Genomic DNA, 25819 nt, shown 5'->3' with positions numbered 1-25819 from the left:
ACATTATCGTCGGTTTGCGCCTAATTTGGTGCAATTTTAGCAATCAGCAGCCCTAATATTTGAATGTTCAACAGACCCTAAATAAAAGAATAAAAAAAGGCTTACCAAATAAATGATAAGCCTTTTAAACATCTAATATATCAATACTTATGTATCAAAGCTTGTATATTAATACTTAGATTTTGTTTTGAACTTCTTGAGCACTACCACTAACAGCATTACCAGCGCTTGATACGTCTTGGCCTAGACCTTTAAAAGTGTTACAACCAGTTAATACAAACATAGCGGTCAAAGATGCGATGATTACTTTTTTCATAATAGTATCCTCAAAAAATAAATGGATTGTTATAAATAATAACAGCGATGCCAAACATAATGCTTAACACTCACTGAAGGTTTATTAGATAGAAAGATAATTATAGGTAATAACTATCTTTTTATCCGTTACAGACATCATAGTGAAAGTTAAAAACGGTGCACAGTAGCAAAATGTAATTATTGGCAGTAAACTGTAACTTTTCATTACGTACCGATGATAAATACAAATAATAAGTTTTGACCACTGACGGAGTTAGTATGACCATCCATATTGTGTTGGTAGCCCCTAAAATGCCCAGTAATACTGGCAATATCATTCGTTTGTGTGCCAATAGCGGGGCACAGCTACATTTGGTCAGACCTTTAGGGTTTGAGCTTGATGACAAAAAGCTACGCCGTGCAGGTTTGGATTATCATGAATACGCACATCTGCAAGTACATGATGACTGGGCAGCCGCAAGAGAGGCATTGAACGTTGCCGATTGCCATGTGGTCACAGCATTGACCACCAAACTGAGCAAACCATTTTACGATTATGACTTTAGTGGGTTGCAGGCTACTGAAAATTTGGATAGTGCTCAGACAGCTAAGAAAATGCCCAATATTGCATTGGTATTTGGTTCTGAAACGGCAGGTTTAGCAGATGATATACGCGAAGATATTGGCGCTGATAATTGGTTGAGATTACCTATGCTGGCTGATTCGCGCAGTCTAAACCTATCTAACAGTGTTGCGATATGTCTGTATGAGATATGGCGTCAGCAAGGCTTCGCTGGCGATGAAGGACGTAGTGTCGGCTATGAGACCTTGACGGTATATGATCCCAAATAGCGTTTTTTCTGAAATGATGTACTGTTGGGATAAGTATTTGATAGCTTATGTTTGCAGCAACACAACAAGCGAAAAAAATTATCCCAATAGTAGGTCTTTTTAGTAGGTTGCTGTGTTCAGAATGACGTTTACAAACAATTGGGTGGCTTAGGTAGACCTGACAGGCGATTGACATGGCGGGCGACCAACCCTGTTTTGAATAGTTGCTGTAGTTTTTGATTACTAATATCGTGCTCAGGCAAGGTCTTTTGTAGCCATTTAATCAATGGGCGCGTGGCTGGTGCATGATTGAATTTAGCAAAAAACGCACGTACTTGTTGTAAAATCTGCAAATGCTCAGCTTCCAAATGAACATCTAATGTGTCGGCCAGTTGTTGTGCGATATCGGGTGTCCAGATAGTATGATCACACAGATGACCATCTTGATCTAATTCAACACTGATTTCAATATTATTAGGTATCATAGCAGGGGTAGTGGCATCATTATTATTCATAAGGCAATGGTCACGACTTTATCAAATTGTGTATCTTGAGTCAGCTCGACCCACTCGTTGTCTGTCAATATCCTACTCAATTTGGCCTCTAAATTAAGCTTGAGAGTCGTGTTGGTCGTCAGTTGCGCGACATCATCAGCTAGTGCATAAATACCAGCAATACCCTCAATCTCAATATCGCCCAAATAAGCATCTAACCAGTCGATAAAGGCAACAGTAGTGCCTAGCAGTAAAATACTGTCACCAGTGCGCCATGTGCGTGACATCTCGTCAATACCGCGTCTCAGGGTATCCATCGGACTATGCAATTGATATAACGTTGCCATTTGGTTCTTCCTATCTGATCAGTTAAAAGGTCAGTATCTGCTCAAAGTCTTGTGAGTTCACGACTTCTGGTATCAACGTCAGTTGTGACGCCAGATCTGCTGGCAGCATACCTGTGACCCACCCACTAAATACATCATCAGGCAGCCAAGCCGCTGGCATGTCATACAGCTCAAGTGATTGAATCATGCCATGCAAGCGCGATTCAGATTGCATCAATAGGCCAAAGACAGGTGCATCCAAATATAATTGTACGTCATGACCAAAGGTTGCTAGCGTTAGCGCCAGCGCACAGCCTTCATAACTGGCCGTTTCAGTCGGCATGTGCAACTGAATTAATAATTTCATGATTAAATCCTAATCTGATTACTTGCGTGACGATTGCTGTCATCGCAATCATATCTTCCAAGCCAAAATATCTTAAAGCGATGCGTTGTTAAAATTGAATCAGGCGACAGTCTTCTTGCATCATCATCGCAAGCTCACTCAGTCCGACCAGCGAAAATCCTGTCGCAAGATTGTCACCACTAAGCTGATGGCGTGAGCTGTTATCCGTGTCACTAATCCCGCGACTGAGAGCAGTACTAACGCAGACGGGTAGCGGTAACTGATACTGCTCGGCAAGGTTTTGCCATTCTTTGGTTAAATCAACTTGCTCTGCGGACTGCCAGCGTAAGCGATTGGCAGTATGGGCAGCATCTCCATAAAAAAAGACATTTAACGTTTCACTGCTATTTGTGTTTTCTTCGTTTGAGGTGTTTTTAAGATAAGCACGAGCATAACGTAGCGCTAGAGAGCCCAGTGGATGACTGGGATCAGCGGTAATCAAAAGTAAAGGGGGGATGGTTGTCATAAGGATTCTTGTCGATCGTCAATGCTAAAGGTGTTTATGCTACCATAAAGCGCCCAAAAGCAAAGTGCGTCAGTGTGATTAAAAGTGGTTTTATCATAAATACTGGCATATATTAGTATGGTTGTCAGATTCGGTGACTACCTCGTAAGAAAAAACGCTAATATTATGCGCTAGGTTCACGTAGTCTTATCATTCCATGCAAGGAGTTTATTTACCTATGTTACCTGCTATGCCTTCACGCGAGACCCATGGTACAGATAGTCAGCCTACAGTAGAGCAGCTGCAAGTATTGCAGACGGCGAGTGAGTTTGCTTATCAAATATGGGAGAGCCGTACGGTCTCATGCCAAACATTTTTGCGCAGCTACCCATTAGATCAGACCCTAACGCGCCAGCAAATCGACGATCTGATACAAGACTATACTTTGGATGAGAACTATCAAATCGCTGATGAAGCCAAGGTAATGAAAGGACTACGTGATTTGCGTACTCTGCTAATGATGCGTTGGATCTGGCAAGATGCCTTACAGTTGATCTCACTTGAGCAGTTGACTGATGAGCTTTCTGAGTTTGCAGGGGGTTGTATCTCTTTTGCCAAAGATTATACCTATCAGCATCTGATCGAGCAGTATGGTGAACCGACTTTTATTGATGCTAAAGGTAATGTGCAAATTGATGATATGGCTATCATGGCGATGGGTAAACTTGGTGCCCACGAGCTGAATCTATCAAGTGATATCGATTTGATTTTTGTCCATCAGGCGCTAGGTGAAACCAATGGTGATAAGGACAAAGGTACCCGTAGTATAGACAACAAGCGCTTTATGACTCGACTGGGTCAAGGTATTATCAAGTTATTGGATCATAAAACAGCAGATGGTTTTGTCTTTCGCGTTGATATGCGCCTGCGTCCGTGGGGCGACGGTAGCGACTTGGCCATTCACTTGTCTGCGCTACAAAAATACTTTTCTCAACATGGTCGTGCGTGGGAGCGTTTTGCTTGGCTAAAAGCCCGTGTGGTTGGTCAGTTGGATCAGCCGTTCTATGATGAATTACAAGCACTCATCAAGCCATTCGTCTTTCGCTACTATGTCGATTACAGTGCTTTTTCAGCATTGAGAGAGATGAAGTCTCTTATTCAAAACCAAGTGGCACAGCGTGAAGATTTAGACAATATCAAGCTTGGTGCAGGTGGTATCAGAGATATTGAGTTCATCGTACAAGCTTTTCAATTGATTTATGGCGGTAGGCATCCTCAGCTACAGATTAAATCCTGTCTGGACGCGATGAAGGTGCTATATCAACTTAAATATCTAGAGCTTTCGACCTATAAGCAACTGCAAGCTGCCTATCGATTTTTGCGCCGGCTTGAACATGCGATTCAGGCGATTAACGATCAACAGACCCAGCGCTTACCACACGATACGCAGTGGCAATATAATCTGGCTATCACCCTTGGGTTTGAGGATTGGGCTGCGCTACTCAGCACGCTCAATCAGCATCGAAATAATGTAAACGTCCCATTCGAGCGTATGGTCACCGAACGTCAAGTACCGGATCAAGAAGATGCTAGTCTCGAGCCAAAAGATCTGGATGAGCAGATTGCACGATTGGATAACGTACTCACGGAAAAAAACCGAGATCTATTAGAGAATTTTTGGCAGTCAAAACTGGTTGCCAATTTAAGTGATGAAGCCCGAGAACGTTTAGATGATGCGTATCCTGTCATCGTCCACGCGCTGCTGGCACATCAAGACCAGCAGCAACTTGCTAATACGGCATTGCCTCGTCTTATCTCGTTGCTTGAAGCGATTTGTCGTCGTTCCATCTACTTAGTAATGATTGCAGAAAATCCCAATGCAACGATTGAGCTGATTCCAATGCTGTCAGCCAGTCCTTGGATAGCAAAAGAGCTGGCTCACTATCCTGTACTGCTAGATACTTTCTTACAGCAGCGCTATCATCATTTGCCTGATAAACGTGAGCTGCGTGACATTCTGCGTCAACAATTACTACGCGTAGAGCCTAATGATGAAGAGAAACTACTCAGCGTTGTACGGCTGTTTAAAAAGAACCAGATACTGGCAGTAGCGGCTAGTGATATCTTGGCTGCGCGTCCGATTATGAAGGTGTCTGATTCTTTAACTTATATCGCTGCGGTGGTACTAGAAGCGGTGTTAGAGCGAGCGTTTGCAGAGATTGTCAGGCGTTATGGTTATCCTATTGGTCAAGATGGCGATCCGGTCACTGAAGCGGATTGTGGCTTTGCTATTATTGGTTACGGTAAGCTTGGTGGGCTGGAGCTGTCATATTCTTCTGACTTGGATTTGGTGTTTTTACACAAGATAAAAGAGCAGGGCATGACTACGGGCGAAAAGTCTGTCAGTGGAATGAAGTTTGCCGCGCGTCTGGTGCAAAAGCTGATGAACTATCTGAACACCCAAACGCGAGATGGCCGTGCTTACGAGATTGATATGCGTCTGCGTCCCTCAGGTAATGCAGGTATGATGGTGGTGTCATGTGACGCTTTTGAGACGTACCAGCTAGATAAAGCCTGGTCATGGGAGCATCAAGCATTGGTGCGCGCGCGCGCGATTTGTGGCGATAGACGAGTAACAGCACGCTTTTGTGATATTCGCCGAAATGTACTGGCATTGCCGCGTACGTTAGAGCAGGTGCGTACGGAAGTCACCAGCATGCGTATCAAGATGCAAAAGCATCTAGGTACCAATCAATGGCAGCAGAAATCTGGTAAGTTCCATCTCAAACAAGATGCAGGCGGGATAATCGATATTGAGTTCCTAGCGCAATTTGCGGTATTGGCTTACTCGCACGAGCATCCAAGTTTGACCAAATGGAGTGACAACGTCCGTATCTTCGAGGAAGTTGCCTTACTTGGCATTTGGGAGGCGCAAGTCTGTCAAGATTTGACAGATGCTTATCTAAGAATTCGTGCGGCTACCCATCAATTGGCATTGTCAGAGCAATCATTGTTGGTTGACGAGTCATTATGGAAAGAAACACGGGCATTGGTACAAGACCAATGGAAGCATTTGATGGGCGTCGATACAGCAGATCAAGAGTAGTATGAATCCCCAGTTTTTTAACTATAAATAATAGCCTACTAGGTCCAAACCAAAAGAGTTCATTTGCTATGACTGCCAGTGATATAATCGGTCACACATCGTAATACTACTGGCGATTCTTCATCATTTATTAGTGACAATAATGCTGAATTTTAGCAATGAAATTTGACGCAGTGGTGTTATCATATGATGTCGATAAATACTATGAAATATAATTTACCTAAAAAAGTTAGACGTTAGCGCTAGCATAAGGACTACAAAATGAACATGGCAACACAAGACGGTAAGCTTTGGATGAATGGCACAATGATTGAGCAGCCAGATGCTAAAGTTCACGTACTGACCCACAGCTTGCATTATGGCATGGCTGTATTTGAAGGTGTGCGTGCTTACCAAACTGCTGATAATCGTACTGCTATTTTTCGCCTAAAAGAGCATACCGAGCGTTTATTAGGCTCTGCAAAAATCTTTCAAATGGACGTACCGTTCGATGCCGCTACTCTAGAGCAAGCACATAAAGATGTTGTTAAACAGAACAACTTGGCAGAAGCTTATATTCGTCCATTAATTTGGGTCGGTGCAGAAAAGCTAGGTCTGTCTTCGCGTGACAACAGTATCAATGCGATGGTTGCTGCTTGGCATTGGGGTGCATATCTTGGTGACGAAGGTATCAAAAACGGTATCCGCGTGAAAACGTCTTCATTTACACATCATATGACCAATGTGACAATGTGTAAGGCAAAAGCGTCAAGCAACTATCCAGTGTCTATCATGGCCAATCAAGAAGTGACTCGTAATGGTTATGACGAAGCTATCTTGATGGATTCACAAGGCTATGTTTGCCAAGGTGCAGGTGAAAACTTATTCTTAGTAAAAGATGGCATATTGCATACGCCGGATCTAGCTGGTGGTGCGTTAGATGGTATCACTCGCCGCACTATCATTCAGTTTGCTGATGATCTAGGTATCAAAGTGGTTGAACGCCGTATTACTCGCGATGAGTTTTACTTAGCGGATGAGATATTTATGACAGGTACTGCTGCTGAAGTGACGCCTATTCGTGAATATGATGATCGCACGGTCGGTAACGGTGGCCGCGGACCTTTGACTGAAAAGCTACAAACTTTATACTTTGATGTAGTACACGGTCGCAATGAGCAATATATGGATTGGTTAAGCTTTATTGACTGATACAATGCTGTTACTTTGAAAAACTAAAAAGGCTGAACATAATTGTCCAGTCTTTTTTTTATGCTAATATAGCCATCATATTTATTCATACCGTTAAAGTGAGCAGTCAATGCCAATAGATTCTGATACAGCAGATAATAAAAACATCAAACAAATCATTTGTATTAAATGGGGTACAAAGTACGGGGCTGATTATGCCAATAAACTATATGGCATGGTATCCCGTAATATTACGCCGCCATTTCGTTTTGTTTGCTTTACAGATGATACCACCGATGTACGTCCAGAGATCGAATGCCAAGCATTGCCACCATTAGATGTCACTATGCCAACCAATACACTAGGTAAGTGGCCAAAATCTCGTTTATGGGGTGAAAAGCTTGGCGATTTAACCGGTACAGTACTGTTTGTAGACTTGGATGTGATTATCGTCGATAGCCTCGATCCTTTCTTTGAGTATGGCAAGCCGGACGATGTTATTTTATCTTATAACCCGAGCAACCCACTAGAGCGTTTGGGACAAACTTCTTGTTTCAGATTCCAGATAGGTTCGCTTGTTTCACTACAAGAAAAATTCAAGGCAGATCCACAAGGTATTGCTGATGAGTATCGTTTTGAGCAGCGTTTTGTCACACGTAACGCACCCGGTGGTGTAAAGCTGTTTCCAAAGGCATGGGTGGCACACTTTAGACGTAAATGTCGTCAGCCGTTCCCGTTCAATTACTTTAAAGAGCCAAAGATTCCTAAAGGTGCTCGTCTGGTTATTTTCCCTGGTGATTTATACCCTACGCATGCAATTGATGGCATGTATAATAAAAATGCGGCTAATAATGCTAAAGATCATTTGAAAAGAATTACTGAGCCCAAAAACTTGAAACACCCTTTACGACATTTACGTCACTTTATCTTGCCAGTAACTTGGATTGAGAAATACTGGAAGGAGTAGGCTTAGCTTTACAACTGAGTATTATCACATTAGACGTAATTAATCCTGATGTTTTATAGCCTTGTAAATGACTAGGGTTAGAGTATTCTCCAGTGAACGGATAGAACTATGAAAACAAACGATATCATCAGAGTATTTGTGGGCTGTGACCCAAATAACTGTGATCTAGAGCAGATGATGGTTCTAGATTATAGTATCCATAAACATACCAGTGTGCCAGTAGAAATAGTGTGGATGCAGCTCTCACGTGACCCTGATAGTTATTGGTATTCTAACCCTGAGACTGGTAAAGGCTGGGATACCACCAAGTGGTCAACGCCTTTTTCAGGTTTTAGATGGGCGATTCCAGAGTATTGCAATTATTCTGGACGTGCGATCTATATGGATGCTGATGTCGTTGTTTTAGATGATTTGGCAAAATTATGGCAACATCCTATCGAAGGACAGGCCGTAGTAGCGGCTAAAACGAATGCTGATATGACTCGGTTATGTACTTGCGTGTGGGATTGTGACGCTGCAAAATCTGTTATTTTACCTATCGAGAAACTCAAAAAAGATCCTAAAAGCCACAAAGAAATGATGGCGGTATTTAAGAAAAATACTCAGCTGATTGAGTCTTATCAAGACAGCTATAACTGCATTGATGGTGAAGACTTAGCGATAGAGGAAATCAAAGTCTTGCATTACTCAGATATGGGAACGCAATTCAGTCACAAATATTCGTTACCCAGAGTGAGCAAGGAAGGCATCAAGCATTGGTTCGATGGTGAAATAATGCCGCATCCAAGACAAGATTTGGTCGACCTTTTTGATGAGTATTATCATGAAGCGCTTGCCGCTGGATATCATTTAGACAGTTATCGAATTGAACCTTTCGGTAGTTTTCCAAAAAAATCTCAACAAGGCTACAGTGGTAATAAAGTCACTCGCCCGAGTGCTTCCAAATCACTGTTTTCGAGACTCTTTAAGCGCTGATTTTTCGATCAAATAATTATAAGTTTCTTTAAGTGGACAAAGATATCACTCGATAGGTCGTAGTTTATGAAACAGCACAAAAAAATAGTGTTACTTGTTATTAATTGCTTACAAGGCGGCGGTGCGGAGCGTGTGGTATTGACGTTAGGTCAAGGGTTTTATGAATTGGGCTACGAAGTACATGTTCTAAGATTCAAACCCTTGGTAGAGTATGAGTTGAGCCCAGACCTTCATTATCATGTGCTCAAATTTAAACCTTACAAGCTCATACCAGGATCTGAAAGGCGTGATAAGCTTTTTGCGCGTTCTGTCGATAAGTATGTTTCACAAAATATCGGTCAGCCTGACATGATACTTTCTAATCTTGATCGTGCGGATAGTATCTTGAGTAATAGTAAGCTACCGAATATCACTTATATTATTCATAACACCGTATCGCTGCTCTACAAATTCAATAAAAATCAAGATGCTGAGCAATTAAAAAGAAAAATGGTCGAGATTTATTCTAAACATCCTTGTGTATGTGTGAGTGAGGGTGCTGAAAAGGATTTTATCAAAAGCTTTGGCAATATCACACCAACGGCGGCCATCCACAATCCAATTGATAGAGACAATATCCAAAAACAGGCCAATGCTTTTGTTCCTGAATATCAGAACTATATAATACATGTAGGAAGTTTTAAAGATGCGAAGCGTCACGATGTATTGGTAAAAGCCTACGCAAAGACTGATCAATCTATGCCATTGTTGCTCTTAGGCCAAGGCAAGCATAAAAATGAGATAGAGAATTTAGTCACAGCGTTAAAACTAGAAAATAAGGTGGTGTTTTTAGGCTTTCACGAAAATCCTTTTCCTTATATCAAACATGCACAATTTAAGGTACTGACTTCTGACTGGGAAGGCTTTGCTTTAGTTATTGCTGAAGCTTTAGTGCTAGGTACGCCAGTTATAAGCACCAACTGTCCGTCAGGCCCGAGTGAGCTGCTACCTGAAAGCAACTTGATGCCGATGGGAGATATTGAAGCCATTGCCGAAAAAATGCGTCAGGCCATGAGCAACCCACAACAGTTCCATGCCCCGTTTGATGAGTCACTGCTTCCAGTTAAAATAGCTGAGAAATATCTAGAATTCTCTCAAAGACTAGATGTCATAAAGTGATACTGTCAAATCCTCTTTATACTCAAAACACTCACTTTTAAGAAAGTTTAAAATGACTAATAATGCCACGAGCATAATCAATAATTTACCCAGAGAAAATAAGAAAAAAATACTTTTAGTCATCAACTGCCTACAAGGTGGTGGCGCTGAGCGTGTTGTACTTACATTAGGGCAGGGCTTTTATGAGTTGGGATATGAAGTACATGTTTTAAGATTCAAGCCTCGGGTAGAGTATGACCTTAATCCGAACCTTATTTATCATGTTCTAAAATTCAGGCTTTATAAAAAGATACCAGGAGCACAGCGTCGAGATAAGTTTTTTGCTCGTACTGTAGATCGCTATATCACAAAAAAAATTGGTCAGCCTGATGTGATTTTATCCAATCTTGATCGCTCAGACAGCGTTTTTAGTTATAGTCGTTTGCCCAATATTGTATATGTGATTCATAATACTTTATCTTTATTGTATAAGTTTCAACAGGCTGATATTGGTCATCAGAAAAAAGAAAACTTTACTAAGATTTACTCAAAAAACCCTTGTGCCTGCGTAAGCAATGGCGTTCAGAAAGATTTTTTAGAAAATTTTGGTGATATTACACCAACGATAGCCATTCACAATCCAATAGATAGAGACTGTATTCGAAAACTAGGTGACGCGTTCGTTCCTGAGTATGAGAATTATATTATTCATGTGGGTAGCTTTAAAGAAGCAAAACGTCATGATGTACTCTTGAGAGCTTATGCTAAGACAGATCAGTCTCTACCTTTATTGCTTTTAGGTAAAGGTAAACTTAAGAATGATATAGAGCAATTGGTAGTTGAACTCAACTTAGAGGATAAGGTGGTTTTTTTAGGTTTCCATGAAAACCCTTTCCCTTATATAAAACATGCAAGATTTAAAGTACTAACTTCTGATTGGGAAGGTTTTGCTTTGGTAATTGCAGAGTCTCAAGTGTTAGGCACACCAGTTATTAGTACTGACTGTCCCTCAGGTCCAAGTGAATTATTGCCTCAAAACAACTTAATGCCAATGAGAGATATAGATGCGATTGCTGCTAAATTAAGCTTAGCAATGAAAAATTCAGAGCAATTTCATTCTGAATTTAATGAGGCATTGCTACCTATCACGATAGCCAAAAAATATATTGAGTTCGCTTCTAATTGTGAGAATACAGGTGAGAAAGCTTAATCCAACCACCATTTAGACCAATCATCTCTGTGTAATTGCCGTAGCGTGGCAAACGCACTTTGATTATTTTGTAGTTTTTCGAATACAGCCAATAGTATAGTTGTCGCTAATTTGTCGACTTTAAGGAATTTACTATAGCGTTTGCGCATATTTCTTAAGCTATCATCTGTACCTATACGAAAATAGGTAAGCCCATCATATAAGGGTAAATCCCCAGCATAAAGTTGATCAGTTTTTTCATCCAGTAGTGGCATAGGTTCAGCATTAGCACTTAACTGTAAAAAACTTCTAGTTTCATGCACTCTCAACGTATTCATTAGAGTAATGACGTTCATCAGGATTGCAGCTCTATTAGTATCATCTGAGTAGTCGATGAAAGTATCGCAAGCAGAAACTATCCAACGTAATGAGAGATGCTCTAATAAATAATCGCTTTCTGCCTTCCAAAGTCTCTCAAATTCAGCAAAGGTTTTATCTGTTTTGTATTTGCGACGCATCAATATAACAAGCGTATTGTGATAAAAACAGAGCTCAGACTCACCCAACGATTGATGCTTTAGGTTATTTAAATGGATCTCTAAGTCTGTACTTTTACGCTCATCTGTTAGCGTTTCAATATCGCACAATGCTTCAGTAATGGTTGTTGCTTTCATCTCATCAAAGCTTTTGCCATCATAATTTTTAAAAACTTTACCCGCATTCAATCTTTTTTCACTTCGAAATATTAATAGCAGTTTTCTTTGCCAGTTTGTAGATGTGGTCATGTCACTAAAATCCTTTAAAAAGGTATGATGCGATTAGAGCTTAAATGTCCGAAATATAGATGCTTATATTGTTTGTAAAAGTTACCTAATCATACTGAATAATATTGTTTATACCAAGTGACAAACTTTTCAATCCCATCTTCGATGCTAGTCTCAGGTTTAAAATCAATATCATCTACCAAGTCGTCTATATCTGCGTAAGTGATCGGTACATCGCCTGCTTGCATAGGTAACAAGTTCTCTTGAGCTTTTTTGCCACAAGCGCTTTCAATAGCAGTGATAAAACGGCGTAACGTTACAGGTTGATTATTGCCAATATTATAAATCTTATAAGGGGCTGATGTTGTAGTGATAGTGGAATGTTGGGGAGAGGGAACTTTGTCTATTATTCGAATGACACCTTTTACGATGTCATCAATATAAGTGAAATCACGCTGCATATCGCCATTGTTGAAGACATCAATTGGGTCGCCAGCCAGTATTCTTTTAGTAAAAGAGAAATATGCCATATCAGGTCGACCGTAAGGGCCATAAACCGTAAAGAACCGTAGTCCTGTCGTTGGAATGTTATATAGATGACTATAGCTGTGTGCCATGAGCTCATTTGATTTTTTTGTGGCAGCATACAAGCTAATAGGGAAATCAACACAGTCAGAAGTTGTAAATGGCTGCTTGATGTTCATACCATAGACAGAGCTAGAGCTTGCATAGATCAGATGCTTGATAGCATGGTGACGACAGCCTTCGAGGATGTTCACAAACCCAACCACATTTGAATCAACATAGGCGTGTGGGTTTTCTATAGAGTAGCGGACACCTGCTTGTGCACCCAAATTAATAACCGTATCGAATTGATAGGTTGAAAAAAGTCCAGATATGGCTTCGCGATCAGCAAGATCCAATTTAATGAATGTAAAACTCTCTGGCTCTGATAAGTCACTTAATATTTTTAGACGTTCTGCTTTTAGATTGACGTCATAATAATCGTTGATGTTATCGATACCAACGATGAAATGGTTTTGATCAGTCGACTCTATTTTTAAGAGCGCCTTGATTAAGTGAAAACCGATAAAACCTGCCGCACCAGTGACTAATATATTCATCAGTCGCTCCCGAATAAGTCTCTTGTGAATACTTTATCCGCTACATCTTCTATGTCAGTAGATAGGCGGTTTGCTACAATGACGTCACTCATTGATTTAAATGCTTCTAAATCTTGAATAACTCGCGAGTTAAAGAAGTTACTTTCTTTCAATACAGGTTCGTAAACAACGACTTCGATACCCTTTGCTTTAATACGCTTCATGATGCCTTGAATAGCAGAGGCTCTAAAATTGTCTGAGCCACTTTTCATAACCAGTCGATGAATACCCACGATTTTAGGCTTTCTTTCGATGATTTTATCCGCAATGAAGTCTTTACGGGTACTATTTGAATCAACGATGGCTCTAATAAGATTGCTCGGCACCTCATCATAATTTGCCAATAGCTGTTTGGTGTCTTTTGGCAGGCAGTAGCCGCCATAGCCAAATGATGGATTATTGTAGTGGTTGCCAATACGAGGATCTAAGCCAATGCCTTCTATAATCTGCTTGGTATCCAGTCCAAAGGTCTGGGCATAGGTATCTAGCTCATTAAAATAGGCAACACGCATCGCTAGATAGGTGTTAGAAAATAATTTAATGGCTTCGGCTTCGGTAGACTCTGTAAACAGCTGAGGGACTTCTTTTTTCAAGGCGCCTTCAAGAAGTAAGTTTGCAAATTGCTTGGCACGTTCAGATTGCTCACCAACGATGATTCTAGAAGGGTAAAGATTGTCATAGAGCGCTTTACCTTCTCGCAAAAACTCAGGAGAAAAGACGATATTATCTGTTGAAAAACGTTCTTTAACTTCGTTGGTGTATCCAACAGGGACAGTGGATTTTATGATGATTAACGCGGTTTTATTGACACTCAGCACTTCCTCAATGACATTCTCTACACTTTTGGTATTAAAGTAATTGGTTTTTGAGTCATAATCAGTAGGGGTGGCAACGATAATGAAATCAGCATCTTTATAAGCAGATTTAGCATCTAACGTAGCGGTAAAGCTAATATTTTTATTCAGTAAAAAATCTTCAATCTCTATGTCTTCAATAGGCGACTGCTTGGCATTAAGCAGCTCGACTCTTTCAGCGATGATATCAACAGCTACAACGTCATTGTGCTGAGCAAGCAACATAGCATTAGATAAACCGACATAGCCTGTACCTACCACTGTTATTTTCATAAAAATCCCAATATTATATTTTGTTTATTATTTTATCGACTGCTATCTAGCATTTATTAGTTAGCAGCTTGTAATAGTGATGGCGGCAGATACGCTGAAAAATTATGAATCATAGCATCGCTAATTTTTTTGCATGAGCCTGAATTGAGCAAGTCTAAGCTTTGTATGCAGCCATATTTAATTGATTCTTTATGCAAATCAGCTAAAAAACCTTCAACACTATTTTCATTTTTGAGGTAGTTAACGGATATCGGTGGTTTAAGAGAGGTTTCGTTCTTCTGAATTTTTAAATGATTCATTAGTGTAATAGGATTTATTTGAGCCACGTCTCTAAATTTATACCTAATCTGCTCGTTCAGCAACTGAGGGTTGTCTAGTAGATAGCTCTTTAAAATGTTCTTATCAACGACATGTGGATAATGGTGAACCTCAAAAAACTGATTCATCCCAAGCGCTTTAGCACTTAACATCTGAGCAACGGTATGTTTGGGTTGAACGGCTTTACCCGATAATTTTTGTAGAGATTTCCGATAGTTTAGCTTGGCTTGTAAAAGAGCACTTTTTCTCCAATGTCCATAAATAATAATATTGTCATTGTCTAAAAAGTCTTCCTGAATAGCAGGCTGATTAAAGAAAAAATCATCATTCATGTATATAAAGTAGTCAGATAGACCTGAGATATTCCATAGCATGGTTTCAATAGACCTGGTGTTGAAGGTCGGCAGAAATTGCTCATATCCAGAAAATATTTCTTTATGATCGACAATACGTATTTTATCTTTAGCACAAATACCTTGATTGGCCAATTCAGAGATAAGTGCTGGCTGCTGTTGGTCTGTAACCACATAAATATAGCGACAAAAAGGAACGTATTTTAAGATAGAAGCAATGTTGTAATAAATCTCATCATTACTAGCGAATCGTGTTGAGCTGACGGCGTCAGAGGCAGCGCTCGTTGTTTTTTGATACTGTGCTCTTTTTTGTTTAAGCGCTGGATCATCACCATCTACCCAAGCAATGACGATATCTATTTGTTTTTCATTATCTGACTTCATGGTTTATCCTCTGTTCGAGCCTATCGCCAATAATCTTTTAGCCAAGGACTTGGCTTAACATGACGATACCATTTGCCGCCACTACCGTTGATGGCATCTGGTGGATTAATCTCACCATGAAAGATAACAATCTTTGCGTTATCAGGCAGAGTAGGTGTACGCACAAAATTGAATGGAATGGGGGCAATGCACTGGTACTTGAAGCTGACACACCAGGTTTTATCCCAGTACTCTAAATGATGATGCTCACGCAAATAGTTGGATAGATAAGCTTGCTCGTGGCGCACTTGCTGCCTAATAGTATCGAAGTTCCGCTCAAAGTTTGCAAGCAAATCAGGATAAGTGCCCATACCAATGTTAAAGCGATACACGGAGCTGTTACCAATCATTCGCCATGGCTTTTTCCAATCACGAATAATCACCACACTGTCTCTATGCGCAGCTTCATAAGTGAAAAAAGCATCGATATTATCGACAATCACGATATCGATGTCTAAAAACAGCGCAACCCCTTTAAGGTCATACAGCTCTGGTTTAAACGTTGTGAGTTTTTTCCAACCACGCTCAGGACCTGCTGGTAGGTCCATCTCTGGGATAGGGTGGCACGTAATAGCAGGATCAATGCCTGTACTATCATCGGTGAGACAGACCATTTGAAAATCTAAGGTAAGGTGGCGGCTGACCATATTATAAAGGCGGTTGACGTATTCAGGACCGTATTTATCACCCCATTTCATACAGATAACATAACGCTGATCAGCAACTTTGAGCTTTGCTTTCGTGTGGTCTGTCGATGAGGTCTTCGTTACGTCAGTTGCCATAATGCACTCATATTGATTCCAATAAAAAATGGTTAATAAAATAAAAGATTTAAAAGTTAGCTAATATTAGCACGACTACGATTCACCACCTCTCTAAACGCTTAACTGATTGTACGGTTATTACTCATTGCTATTGGATTTGGCCGTATCACTAGCGTTATGATCATGATGAATAGACTGCCTATTATTGCGAATGAATTTCGCCAAAGTTTCTTCATTGGCGTTATAAGGATTCCCCAATGAGGGAATGCGCTTGAAACGTCGATAGCCCCACATATAGTGACTACATTTGCTCTCAATCATCTGTTGCATGGCTTGGTTCAGCGCATGAGCAGCTGTTTCGGCATTGCGGTCGTAGAGTGCTGGGTCGTCGAGTTTATAACAATAGATATCAAACCCATGACCATCTTTACGGCGAATACAAGATATGCCGACTAGCGCACATTTGGTTTTGCTAGCGAGTTTCGAGGCCAGCGTACTGGTCAATGTTTCTACCCCAAAAAAGGGTACAACCACACCGCCCGATGGATCAGGTACATGGTCAGGAAGCATAATACTAAAACCACCTTGCTTAAGCGTTTTGAAGACAGCTTTGACGCCGCTACCATCAGTAGGGACTAACGTGGCATTGAGCCGTGAACGACCTTGTAAGACGAAGTCATTGGTAATATTACCCTTGACGGGCTTATACATGATGGTCGGCGAACCAAACTGGTTAAGCCAAGCATTCATCATCTCCCATGTACCGAGATGTGGGACGATTGCAAGCATACCGTTAGGACTCGCCAGTCCTTCTAATAAAATCTCTTTATTATGGACATCACGAATTTGAGAGATACTCCATTCAGGAGACATTGCCCAGCTTTTGATCGATTCAATACTGGTTAAACACTGATGATAGATGACTTCTTTGGTTAACGCTTGTTTTTGCGTAGTGGATAACTCAGGGGCAATCAGCGCCATGTTGGTACTGACAGTACGCATAATACTTAAGCTGGGTATCTTTATAATCACCCACGCAACAAAACGTGCCAGCATCTGCAATACAGACAATGGCACGATTTTGAAAATATGATACGGATTCATGACCATTCACACGGTGATGAATCACGTAACCAGTTAGATAGCAAAGAACTAAACATTATCTTAACTATTTACTGTGCAGGTTGATTGGTGTCAGCCTGTGCTTTTTCACGCACACGGATACCAAGTTCACGCAGTTGCTTGCCATCAACGCCAGCAGGTGCTTGAGTTAGTGGGCACTCAGCAGTTTTGGTTTTTGGGAAGGCAATTACGTCACGGATAGAGTCAGCGCCTACCATCAACATAATCAAACGATCCAAGCCAAATGCTAAGCCACCATGCGGTGGTGCACCAAATTTCAATGCATCAAGTAAGAAACCAAATTTGTCTTCAGCTTCTTGCTCGCCGATACCTAAAGCTTCTAATACGGCTTGCTGCATATCGTAAGTATTGATACGTAAGCTACCACCGCCAACTTCTGTACCATTCAATACCATGTCATAAGCGATAGAAAGGGCAGATTCTGGGTTGTTTTTCAACTCATCAACTGAACCTTTAGGCTTGGTGAATGGATGATGCATTGATGTCCAACGACCATCGTCAGTCTCTTCAAACATTGGGAAGTCAGTGACCCAAAGTGGCGCCCACTGGCAGGTAGTCATTTCAAGGTCGAGACCGATTTTTTGACGTAGTGCACCAATTGCATCGTTCACGACACTGGCTTTATCGGCACCAAAGAAGATGATGTCGCCATCTTCTGCAGCAGTACGCTCGATCAGGCTCACAAGTACATCGTCAGTCATGTTTTTGATGATTGGAGACTGTAAGCCAGACTCTTTGTCCATACCGTTGTTGATGCTGCTAGCGTCATTAACTTTAATATAAGCCAAACCGCGTGCGCCATAGATACCAACAAACTTGGTATACGCATCGATTTGCTTACGGCTTAATGAAGCGCCGCCAGGGATACGTAGGGCAGCCACACGACCTTTAGGATCGTTAGCAGGACCTGCGAACACTTTGAAATCGACATCTTTCATCAAATCTGCAACGTCGACCAGTTTTAGTGGAATACGTAAGTCAGGCTTGTCTGATGCATAGTCACGCATTGCTTCTGCGTAAGTCATACGTGGAAATTGTTCAAACTCGACGTCCATCATGGTCTTAAACAAATGCTTGATAAGGCCTTCATTGATATTCATGATTTCTTCTTCGTTTAAGAAAGAAGTTTCAATATCCACCTGAGTAAATTCAGGCTGACGATCAGCACGTAAATCTTCATCACGGAAGCATTTAGCGATTTGATAATAACGGTCAAAACCTGACACCATCAATAACTGCTTAAACAGCTGTGGTGACTGCGGCAATGCAAAGAAGTTACCTGGACGAGTACGTGATGGTACGAGATAATCACGCGCACCTTCTGGCGTCGCACGAGTCAGAATAGGCGTCTCAACATCTAAGAAACCATGATCGTCTAAATAACGACGAATTGTTGAAGTCGCTTTGGCACGGAACACCATACGTTCTTGCATTTGCGGACGGCGCATATCGAGATAGCGATACTTAAGACGCAAATCTTCTGATACGGTAGTCTTCTCATCGTTCAATGGGAATGGTGGTGTTTCAGATTTGGCCAGTACTTCAATCTCTTTGCCTAGTAGCTCGATTTGACCACTGGTCATAGTAGCGTTTTCAGTGCCTTCATAACGGCGACGTACACGACCAGTAATTTTTAGCACATATTCAGGACGTACCGCATCAGCAGTAGCAAAAGCTTCTGGGGTATCAGGATCGACGACTACCTGCAAGATACCAGCGCGGTCACGCATGTCTAAAAAAATCACGCCACCGTGATCGCGACGACGATGTACCCAGCCTACGACACTAATGGTTTGCTCAATTAAGCTTTCGGTTACAGCTCCGCAATATTCGTCTCGGTATTCGCTATGCGTCATAATATAGTTATCCAGTTGTCAGCCCAATTCGAAATACAATAATGCAGCCATTATTGCGCGATTCAAGCTATTCGCTAAAAAAACGCACAAACAACGCGATTAAGACAAATGGTCATCACGTCGACTGCAGAAAATTTAATGTAAACGCGTATTATGCCTAATCTGCCCTTGTTATACAACCAGCTGAGTCCAATCGAAGTATAGGAATGCCTCGGTATCAGATGTATTTGTGACCAAACATTTGTATTGGGTTAAAAATTGTCATTTTGCTTGAAAACCTGAGTGACTGTGCCTATATCAAGCTCACTTATAAAATCTTATTGATCCTACTACTATTGCTCTTATTAAAGTTATCTTAATCATGTAAGGAATACTACTCATGCTTTTTCATCCTGCCAAAAACCCTGTTGAATTGCGCGTCATTCATCTAAACAAAAACCAAGAGCAACGCCGTGAAGACTTAATGGAAGCCACGCAAGGTAAAGCGGCGCTTAAGCAGTTCAAAAAAACGATGGCTAAGAAAGCCAAGCAGGCGCTAAAGGTAAAAACCAAAAATAAGAAAAAACATGCTGATGATAAAGCACAAGTTTTTATCCTTGATTTTGATGGTGATATCAAAGCAACAGCGGTTAAGCATCTACGCGAAGAAATCAGCACGCTTATCAGCACGGCAAATAAAGGTGATGAAGTCGTCGTGCGCCTTGAGTCGGGTGGTGGTGTGGTGCATGGTTATGGTTTGGCCGCAGCGCAATTGGTTCGCTTAAAAGATGCAGGTCTAAAACTGACTGTCTGTGTTGATAAGGTCGCAGCGAGCGGCGGCTATATGATGGCTTGTGTCGCAGATAAGGTAGTGGCAGCACCATTTGCCATCATTGGCTCAATCGGTGTGGTCTCACAATTGCCAAACTTCCATAAGTGGCTCAAAAACCATGATGTAGATTATGAGATGTTTACCGCAGGTGATTACAAGCGCACAGTTACTGTATTTGGCGAGAACGATGCTGAAGATCGTGCCAAATATCAAGAAGAACTAGAGCAGACGCATGAGTTATTCAAACACTTTGTCAATAACTACCGTCCAACACTCGATGTGGCAAAAGTGGCCACTGGAGAGCACTGGTATGGAGAAGATGCGCTAAAACTTAATTTGATTGATAGCTTGCAAACATCAGATAGCTATATTTTAGAGCGCATGGAAGACAGTGAAGTGTATGCACTACATTCACGTCAAAAACCAACACTCGCTGAAAAGCTAGGATTGGCGCAAGCAGCTGAGGCAACGTTGAGTATAGCAGTTGATAAACTGCCTGATGCACTCGCGCGTTTTGATTTAAATAGTCGCTTAAATATTCTAAAATAATGTTAAATATCATTATGATAGTGGACTTCTAATACTTTAGAGTTCAAATGGTTTTTTATACATTGTTTGTATTTTGTAAAAGGCGTGGCCTAGCTGGTCGCGCCTTTTTGCTGTTTATTGATAATTGCTGTGATATAAATGTAGCATACAGAAAACAGTATACGTACGTGCACTATAGTCATTTCACTATAAAAGTATTACTGCATTAACCTCGCTTGAAGTATCACATATACATCTTCACTCGGTTGCCTTGTACTACTTTCAAATTGAATCGACTATAAGGTTCTCATGGAGCTTTTTATCAACACTTGATTTAGACAATCAATAAAGAAAAGGAAGTCATTTATGTCTAACGATAATTTAATGTTTACCGCAACAGAACATGGTCAAGCCATGCATGCCAAAGTCAAAGCGTTCATTGAAACGCACATTGAGCCAATCGAAGCGCAATTCTGGGAAGAGTGTCATAAGAAAAATCCTGACGGTAATTGGGAAAACTGGGAGTGGCCAGAAGCCTACGAAAACCTGCGTAAGCAAGCACGTGAAGAAGGCTTATGGAATTTATTCTTGCCTGATGAAACGTTAGGTGCAGGGCTTTCGGTGACTGATTACGCGCCTATCGCAGAGTTAACTGGTCGCAGTTTGCTTGCGCCCCATGTATTCAACTGTAATGCGCCTGATAGTGGCAATATGGAGCTATTGTGGCGCTACGGCACTCAAGAGCAGCAAGACAAGTGGTTGACACCAATCCTAGAAGGTAAGACGCGTTCTGTGTTCTGCATGACTGAGCCTGATGTGGCATCAAGTGATGCAACCAATATGGAAGCAACCGCTGTAGTCGATGGTGATGAGATTGTCATTAATGGTAGCAAATGGTGGTCATCTGGTCTTGGTGATCCTGCGGTTGATATTTTAATTGTCATGGCATACACCGCTGATGAGAGCGCAGACCGTCATCATCAACATTCGATGGTGCTTGTACCGGTCAAAACGGCGGGTGTGAACATCAAGCGTATGCTCAAAGTGTTTGGTGATTATGATGCACCGCACGGACATGGCGAGATTAGCTTTGATAACGTGCGCGTGCCAGTCAGTCACTTTATTGGTGGACCAGGTAAGGGCTTTGAAATTGCACAAGGGCGTTTAGGGCCAGGTCGTATTCATCATTGCATGCGTTGTATTGGCGCTGCTGAAAAATCTCTAGAATTGGCTGTTAAGCGCGGCATGTCACGTACTGCCTTTGGTAAGCCATTACTAGAATTAGGCGGTAACTTTGAGCGTATCGCCGAAGCTCGTATTAAGATTGATCAAGCTCGTTTGATGACCTTATATGCTGCACAGAAGATGGATACGCACGGCACCAAAGCAGCATTGACTGAAATCTCTGCTATCAAAGTCGTGGCACCAACGGTATTGCAAGAAGTCGTCGATATGGCGATTCAGATTCATGGCGGTATGGGCGTCTGTCAAGACACGTTGCTACCGAACTTCTACTCGCAAGCACGTGTGTTACGTTTGGCAGATGGTCCTGATGAAGTACACAAAACCATGATTGCCAAACTAGAACTCAAACGTCAGGGCTTTAGCCGTTCGACTAAATCTGACAAAGCTTAATCTTAACAAACGGTTGTATGAGACAGTCTTGATCTGCTCATGCAACCTTTATTAGAAACAAGCTAATCGTAATGCTAATTGAAAATTCACTATTAACGACTTAGTAGTGAATTTTTCATCACTACTGATGTTTTATCACTAGAGCGTGTTCTCATTTCAAAAATGGTAATAAGCATGAGATAAATTGAATTGAGAACTAGCTTGCATATCTGTTATAAAAATAAAAGACCACATGATAAGGAATATTTCATGGCAACTGATAATAAAGTACTAGACCAAGGCGGCGTGGTACGTGAGGGCGAAGAGCTCGATGCACAAGCGGTTAGTGAGTGGCTTCGAAGCCAAGGTGTCGATGTAGTAGGCGAGCCCACCGTCACTCAGTTCTCAGGTGGCGCATCAAACTGGACCTATCGCTTACAGTACGAGGGCGCAGGCGATGAAAAAGGTCAAGATCTGATATTACGCCGTCCACCAAAAGGCACTAAAGCCAAGTCTGCTCATGATATGGTACGTGAACATACGGTCCAAAAAGCCTTAAAAGAAGCCTATCCTTATGTGCCAGAGATGATAGCGCTATGTACAGACGAATCAGTCATTGGCGCGGACTTCTATGTGATGGAGCGCATGGAAGGCATTATTCCTCGTGCAGAATTACCAGAGGGTATCGATCTAGCTCCGGAGCAAATTCGTCTACTTTGTACCAATGTCCTAGATGCTTTGGTAGAGCTACATCAAATAGATTATACCGAGCACCCTGATTTGGTGAATTTGGGTCGCGGTGATGGCTACTGTGAGCGTCAAATCAGTGGTTGGGATAAACGTTATGTCAAAGCAAAAACCCCCAATGTACCTAGCTTTGCGTTAGTCAGAGAGTGGCTTGCCAAGCACACACCTGCTGATAGCAAAACTTGTATTATTCATAATGATTGGCGTTTTGATAATGTGATACTTGATGTGGCTGACCCCACCAAAGTTATCGGCGTTCTTGACTGGGAGATGGCAACGCTTGGTGATCCATTGATGGATTTGGGTAGTGCATTGGCTTATTGGATTGAAGAAGATGACAATACCGTGATGCAGCAGTTCCGTCGTCAGCCCACCCATTTAGAAGGCATGATGACACGTGATGAAGTGGTTGCTTATTATCTAGAGAAATCTGGATTGGAAATAGACAACTGGACTTTCTATGAAGTATTCGGCTTGTTCCGCTTGTCAGGTATTATCCAACAGATTTATTATCGTTATTACCATAAGCAAACGACCAATTCTGCTTTCAAAGATGCGTGGCTTGCCATACACGTGATGCATGCTAAATGTCTTAAATTAATTGCGCAATACGAAGGTGAAGCGCTATTTAATGAGTACGTTCAGCCGCATTTAGAAGACATAAGCGTAGATGCCGCTGCTATCGAGCAGTTACCAATTACTGTTCAACAAGTTGTCAAAAGTATTTTACCGAAAGGTTATTTTGCAAAAGCACCTCATTCTCCAGAAGCTTAAGCATTCAGAAAACCTTATTTTAGCAAATATGATAAAAGGTAATAATTTATGACAACCATACTTTTAGCACGTCATGGTCAAGCGTCTTTTGGACAAGAAAACTACGATCAACTCTCAGAGTTGGGCGGTATTCAGGCACAAATGCTAGGCCAACACTATGCGACAACCCAGCGCCGTATCGATGCGATATTTACTGGCAGCTTGGTAAGGCAACAAGACTCTGCACGGCATTTTTTGGCACGCTATCAACTGTCTATTTCTTCTAATGAGAGCAATGGTATGCCTGTGTTGCCTATCATGAACATAAATGAGCCTGATAGTTATATTCTGCCGCAATTTGATGAGTTTAATCATAAAGATGTATTCATTAAATCTGATCCTGACTTCATGAATAAAGGTGCAATCACGGCTGAGGTGGCTAAATCAGAGATGCCAGCCACGCGTTTGGCTGAGCTATTTGATCAGGCAATGCAGCGCTGGCATGGTGGCGATAATGATCAGGACTATATTGAGAGTTGGCCACAGTTTAATAACCGTGCACAGCAAGCGCTTGAACAGGTACGCGCACAAGTAGCAAGTTTAGGGTTAAGTCGTGACAGTACGGTGTTGGTATTCACCTCAGGTGGTGTGATTGCAGCTATCACTGCACAGCTGCTCAAGCAAGGCAGTCAGACGGCTTATCAATTGAATAAAAGCTTGGTCAATACTGGGGTAACCTCGGTCACATTCAAAGATCAAAGTACTCGCTTGATGTCACTCAATGAATATAGTCATTTATTCTCTGATGGTAATTCTTTTGTGACGTGGCGTTAAGCTAGCAACCAGTAAATAGAGTTAAAAGCAAGGTAAAGCGGTTACTTAAGATAGTTAGCCATCCTTTATTTGATTAAGATTAGCCATCATAATTGTTAAATACTATGAATTTATTTTGATCACTGACAAAATCAACCTATAAATTTGCGATATGATAGATTATTGTTTTGATCTCATGTCGATATGAAAAGGACTGTCCATGCAAAATAGATTGATAAATTTAGTCACCAAAAGCGCTAGGCAACACAAAGACCAGATAATCAGTGCTGTTCAGCCATCACATTATTTACGAAAGTTAAATAAGCAGCAGGTTGGACACGACAAGACTGTACTTATTACAGGTGCGAGTTCAGGTTTGGGTGAGGGGATGGCCAGACTCTTCGCTAAGCTTGGCTACAACCTTGCGATATGTGCTCGTCGTATCGATCGCTTAGAAAGTTTACAGTCAGAACTAGTAGCGGAGTATCCGAATATCCGTGTTGAATACCGAGCTTTAGATGTCAGTGACTACGATGCGATCTTTGAGGTGTTTGATGCATTCGCGACTGATTTTGGTCATATCGACAAAGTGGTTGTGAATGCAGGTATTGGCGAAAGCCGCCGGATTGGTAAAGGTCGGTTTGAGACGAACCGCCGCACGGTTGAGATTAACTTTATCTCAGCATTGGCGCAATGTGAAGCTGCTATGAATATCTTTCGGGCGCAGAGTAGTGGTCACCTAGTGGTCATATCAAGCATGTCAGCCATTCGTGGAATGCCCAAGCATTTGACAGCCTATGGCGCTAGTAAAGCTGGCTTGGCGCACTTAGCAGAAGGTATTCGTGCTGATATGCTATTAACTAAATTACCTATCAAAGTTTCTACTATCTACCCAGGCTATATTCGTACTGAAATCAATGAAAATGCGAAGCCACTGCCGTTTGAAGTAGATTCTGATACAGGTACCAAGGCAATCGTTGCGGCGATTGAAGCTGGTGTTGACGAAGCTTGTGTACCAAGTTTGCCATGGTCGATCGTGGGACAGGCAATGAAGCATATGCCACTGCAGGTAATTAACAAAGTAAACAAATAGCTAGGGCATGTCATCAATTAGCACATTAATATATTTAGTGGCCTTAAAATGGCTAAATTTTGCTAAACATCGTCAGTAATTTTGCCAATATGTTCATATTAACGGCAATTGCTTCCTTGTTTACCTACAATTTTTCTCATTTTAAGTCTCACAATCTAATTGATGACACGCACTAAAGTAAACGCATTACACAGAATAAAAAAAGC

Annotated in this window: 24 protein-coding genes; 12 read left to right on the top strand and 12 right to left on the bottom strand. The window is 41.5% G+C overall.

The window, feature by feature from the left end:
• Positions 1-175: 175 nt before the first annotated feature.
• Entirely contained in the window at positions 176-316 is a 141-nt protein-coding gene (locus tag ACZW67_RS11600) for an entericidin A/B family lipoprotein (protein WP_068035587.1), read from the bottom strand.
• A gap of 260 nt (positions 317-576) precedes the next feature.
• Between ACZW67_RS11600 and ACZW67_RS11595 the strand changes: the two genes are divergently transcribed.
• On the top strand, positions 577-1149 hold the full coding sequence (locus ACZW67_RS11595) for a tRNA (cytidine(34)-2'-O)-methyltransferase (RefSeq protein WP_465183372.1): 573 nt from the start codon (positions 577-579) through the stop codon (positions 1147-1149).
• A gap of 128 nt (positions 1150-1277) precedes the next feature.
• On the opposite strand, the gene ACZW67_RS11590 is transcribed toward ACZW67_RS11595, so the two are convergent.
• From ACZW67_RS11590 to tusD, 4 genes are all read right to left on the bottom strand, one after another.
• Positions 1278-1613, bottom strand: coding sequence for a TusE/DsrC/DsvC family sulfur relay protein (locus tag ACZW67_RS11590; protein WP_465183374.1), 336 nt, complete (start codon positions 1611-1613; stop codon positions 1278-1280).
• 26 nt (positions 1614-1639) lie between these two features.
• A complete protein-coding gene (locus tag ACZW67_RS11585) occupies positions 1640-1969 on the bottom strand; it encodes a hypothetical protein (RefSeq protein WP_465183371.1) in 330 nt (109 codons plus the stop codon).
• Positions 1970-1991: 22 nt separating this feature from the next.
• Positions 1992-2315, bottom strand: a complete 324-nt coding sequence (locus tag ACZW67_RS11580) for a hypothetical protein (protein ID WP_465183370.1) — start codon at positions 2313-2315, stop codon at positions 1992-1994.
• 88 nt (positions 2316-2403) lie between these two features.
• Complete coding sequence (gene tusD, locus ACZW67_RS11575) at positions 2404-2820, bottom strand: sulfurtransferase complex subunit TusD (RefSeq protein WP_465183369.1); 417 nt, start codon at positions 2818-2820, stop codon at positions 2404-2406.
• 217 nt (positions 2821-3037) lie between these two features.
• On the opposite strand from tusD, the gene glnE reads away from it, so the two are divergent.
• The 6 genes from glnE (at position 3038) to ACZW67_RS11545 (ending at position 11364) form a co-directional block, all read left to right on the top strand.
• Positions 3038-5905 (top strand): bifunctional [glutamate--ammonia ligase]-adenylyl-L-tyrosine phosphorylase/[glutamate--ammonia-ligase] adenylyltransferase, encoded by a 2868-nt coding sequence (glnE, locus tag ACZW67_RS11570; protein ID WP_465183368.1) that lies wholly within the window; start codon positions 3038-3040, stop codon positions 5903-5905.
• A 261-nt stretch (positions 5906-6166) separates the two neighbouring features.
• A complete protein-coding gene (locus ACZW67_RS11565; protein WP_110922920.1) occupies positions 6167-7096 on the top strand; it encodes a branched-chain amino acid transaminase in 930 nt (309 codons plus the stop codon).
• 109 nt (positions 7097-7205) lie between these two features.
• Positions 7206-8042, top strand: a complete 837-nt coding sequence (locus ACZW67_RS11560) for a glycosyl transferase (protein WP_465183367.1) — start codon at positions 7206-7208, stop codon at positions 8040-8042.
• A gap of 108 nt (positions 8043-8150) precedes the next feature.
• Complete coding sequence (locus ACZW67_RS11555) at positions 8151-9017, top strand: glycosyltransferase (protein ID WP_465183366.1); 867 nt, start codon at positions 8151-8153, stop codon at positions 9015-9017.
• A gap of 66 nt (positions 9018-9083) precedes the next feature.
• Positions 9084-10175, top strand: coding sequence for a glycosyltransferase (locus ACZW67_RS11550; RefSeq protein ID WP_110922917.1), 1092 nt, complete (start codon positions 9084-9086; stop codon positions 10173-10175).
• A gap of 52 nt (positions 10176-10227) precedes the next feature.
• Complete coding sequence (locus ACZW67_RS11545) at positions 10228-11364, top strand: glycosyltransferase (protein ID WP_465183365.1); 1137 nt, start codon at positions 10228-10230, stop codon at positions 11362-11364.
• Here the strand turns inward: ACZW67_RS11545 and ACZW67_RS11540 are convergent.
• The 7 genes from ACZW67_RS11540 to aspS form a co-directional block, all read right to left on the bottom strand.
• The gene (locus ACZW67_RS11540) at positions 11361-12128 is read right to left on the bottom strand and encodes a hypothetical protein (protein WP_465183364.1); all 768 of its coding nucleotides are present in this window, start codon (positions 12126-12128) and stop codon (positions 11361-11363) included. The genes ACZW67_RS11545 and ACZW67_RS11540 overlap by 4 nt on opposite strands.
• An 89-nt stretch (positions 12129-12217) precedes the next feature.
• Complete coding sequence (locus ACZW67_RS11535) at positions 12218-13231, bottom strand: NAD-dependent epimerase (RefSeq protein ID WP_465183363.1); 1014 nt, start codon at positions 13229-13231, stop codon at positions 12218-12220.
• Positions 13231-14397 (bottom strand): nucleotide sugar dehydrogenase, encoded by a 1167-nt coding sequence (locus ACZW67_RS11530; protein ID WP_465183362.1) that lies wholly within the window; start codon positions 14395-14397, stop codon positions 13231-13233. The genes ACZW67_RS11535 and ACZW67_RS11530 overlap by 1 nt, the downstream gene beginning before the upstream one ends.
• 56 nt (positions 14398-14453) lie before the next feature.
• Entirely contained in the window at positions 14454-15452 is a 999-nt protein-coding gene (locus tag ACZW67_RS11525) for a Stealth CR1 domain-containing protein (protein WP_465183361.1), read from the bottom strand.
• A gap of 20 nt (positions 15453-15472) precedes the next feature.
• The gene (locus ACZW67_RS11520; protein WP_406947663.1) at positions 15473-16189 is read right to left on the bottom strand and encodes a glycosyltransferase; all 717 of its coding nucleotides are present in this window, start codon (positions 16187-16189) and stop codon (positions 15473-15475) included.
• Between the two features lie 204 nt (positions 16190-16393).
• Complete coding sequence (locus tag ACZW67_RS11515; protein ID WP_465183360.1) at positions 16394-17359, bottom strand: lysophospholipid acyltransferase family protein; 966 nt, start codon at positions 17357-17359, stop codon at positions 16394-16396.
• A gap of 68 nt (positions 17360-17427) precedes the next feature.
• Positions 17428-19254, bottom strand: coding sequence for an aspartate--tRNA ligase (gene aspS, locus ACZW67_RS11510; protein ID WP_465183359.1), 1827 nt, complete (start codon positions 19252-19254; stop codon positions 17428-17430).
• Positions 19255-19633: 379 nt separating this feature from the next.
• Here aspS and sohB point away from each other — a divergent pair, with 379 nt between their 5' ends.
• From sohB to ACZW67_RS11485, 5 genes are all read left to right on the top strand, one after another.
• Entirely contained in the window at positions 19634-20614 is a 981-nt protein-coding gene (sohB, locus tag ACZW67_RS11505) for a protease SohB (RefSeq protein WP_465183358.1), read from the top strand.
• A 363-nt stretch (positions 20615-20977) separates the two neighbouring features.
• Positions 20978-22228, top strand: coding sequence for an acyl-CoA dehydrogenase family protein (locus tag ACZW67_RS11500; protein ID WP_465183373.1), 1251 nt, complete (start codon positions 20978-20980; stop codon positions 22226-22228).
• A gap of 249 nt (positions 22229-22477) precedes the next feature.
• Positions 22478-23728 (top strand): phosphotransferase family protein, encoded by a 1251-nt coding sequence (locus ACZW67_RS11495; protein WP_465183357.1) that lies wholly within the window; start codon positions 22478-22480, stop codon positions 23726-23728.
• A gap of 48 nt (positions 23729-23776) precedes the next feature.
• Entirely contained in the window at positions 23777-24541 is a 765-nt protein-coding gene (locus tag ACZW67_RS11490) for a histidine phosphatase family protein (protein ID WP_465183356.1), read from the top strand.
• A gap of 199 nt (positions 24542-24740) precedes the next feature.
• Positions 24741-25613, top strand: a complete 873-nt coding sequence (locus ACZW67_RS11485) for an SDR family oxidoreductase (protein WP_465183355.1) — start codon at positions 24741-24743, stop codon at positions 25611-25613.
• The last annotated feature ends 206 nt before the right edge of the window (positions 25614-25819 follow it).

Source organism: Psychrobacter sp. TPE 89C (assembly GCF_055522395.1).
Note: the sequence above shows the minus strand (reverse complement) of the source record. Positions and strands in the feature narration are given on the sequence as shown.

What these genes read in the sequence shown, in the direction of transcription:
- ACZW67_RS11545 (WP_465183365.1), top strand. Translation starts at nt 10,228, where the DNA reads ATGACTAATAATGCCACGAGCATAATCAATAATTTACCCAGAGAAAAT.
- aspS (WP_465183359.1), bottom strand. Translation starts at nt 19,254, where the DNA reads ATGACGCATAGCGAATACCGAGACGAATATTGCGGAGCTGTAACCGAA.
- ACZW67_RS11500 (WP_465183373.1), top strand. Translation starts at nt 20,978, where the DNA reads ATGTTTACCGCAACAGAACATGGTCAAGCCATGCATGCCAAAGTCAAA.
- sohB (WP_465183358.1), top strand. Translation starts at nt 19,634, where the DNA reads ATGCTTTTTCATCCTGCCAAAAACCCTGTTGAATTGCGCGTCATTCAT.
- ACZW67_RS11550 (WP_110922917.1), top strand. Translation starts at nt 9,084, where the DNA reads ATGAAACAGCACAAAAAAATAGTGTTACTTGTTATTAATTGCTTACAA.
- ACZW67_RS11600 (WP_068035587.1), bottom strand. Translation starts at nt 316, where the DNA reads ATGAAAAAAGTAATCATCGCATCTTTGACCGCTATGTTTGTATTAACT.
- ACZW67_RS11535 (WP_465183363.1), bottom strand. Translation starts at nt 13,231, where the DNA reads ATGAATATATTAGTCACTGGTGCGGCAGGTTTTATCGGTTTTCACTTA.
- glnE (WP_465183368.1), top strand. Translation starts at nt 3,038, where the DNA reads ATGTTACCTGCTATGCCTTCACGCGAGACCCATGGTACAGATAGTCAG.
- ACZW67_RS11595 (WP_465183372.1), top strand. Translation starts at nt 577, where the DNA reads ATGACCATCCATATTGTGTTGGTAGCCCCTAAAATGCCCAGTAATACT.
- ACZW67_RS11590 (WP_465183374.1), bottom strand. Translation starts at nt 1,613, where the DNA reads ATGATACCTAATAATATTGAAATCAGTGTTGAATTAGATCAAGATGGT.
- ACZW67_RS11520 (WP_406947663.1), bottom strand. Translation starts at nt 16,189, where the DNA reads ATGAAATGGGGTGATAAATACGGTCCTGAATACGTCAACCGCCTTTAT.
- ACZW67_RS11560 (WP_465183367.1), top strand. Translation starts at nt 7,206, where the DNA reads ATGCCAATAGATTCTGATACAGCAGATAATAAAAACATCAAACAAATC.
- ACZW67_RS11485 (WP_465183355.1), top strand. Translation starts at nt 24,741, where the DNA reads ATGCAAAATAGATTGATAAATTTAGTCACCAAAAGCGCTAGGCAACAC.
- tusD (WP_465183369.1), bottom strand. Translation starts at nt 2,820, where the DNA reads ATGACAACCATCCCCCCTTTACTTTTGATTACCGCTGATCCCAGTCAT.
- ACZW67_RS11515 (WP_465183360.1), bottom strand. Translation starts at nt 17,359, where the DNA reads ATGAATCCGTATCATATTTTCAAAATCGTGCCATTGTCTGTATTGCAG.
- ACZW67_RS11525 (WP_465183361.1), bottom strand. Translation starts at nt 15,452, where the DNA reads ATGAAGTCAGATAATGAAAAACAAATAGATATCGTCATTGCTTGGGTA.
- ACZW67_RS11585 (WP_465183371.1), bottom strand. Translation starts at nt 1,969, where the DNA reads ATGGCAACGTTATATCAATTGCATAGTCCGATGGATACCCTGAGACGC.
- ACZW67_RS11530 (WP_465183362.1), bottom strand. Translation starts at nt 14,397, where the DNA reads ATGAAAATAACAGTGGTAGGTACAGGCTATGTCGGTTTATCTAATGCT.
- ACZW67_RS11490 (WP_465183356.1), top strand. Translation starts at nt 23,777, where the DNA reads ATGACAACCATACTTTTAGCACGTCATGGTCAAGCGTCTTTTGGACAA.
- ACZW67_RS11555 (WP_465183366.1), top strand. Translation starts at nt 8,151, where the DNA reads ATGAAAACAAACGATATCATCAGAGTATTTGTGGGCTGTGACCCAAAT.
- ACZW67_RS11580 (WP_465183370.1), bottom strand. Translation starts at nt 2,315, where the DNA reads ATGAAATTATTAATTCAGTTGCACATGCCGACTGAAACGGCCAGTTAT.
- ACZW67_RS11565 (WP_110922920.1), top strand. Translation starts at nt 6,167, where the DNA reads ATGAACATGGCAACACAAGACGGTAAGCTTTGGATGAATGGCACAATG.
- ACZW67_RS11540 (WP_465183364.1), bottom strand. Translation starts at nt 12,128, where the DNA reads ATGACCACATCTACAAACTGGCAAAGAAAACTGCTATTAATATTTCGA.
- ACZW67_RS11495 (WP_465183357.1), top strand. Translation starts at nt 22,478, where the DNA reads ATGGCAACTGATAATAAAGTACTAGACCAAGGCGGCGTGGTACGTGAG.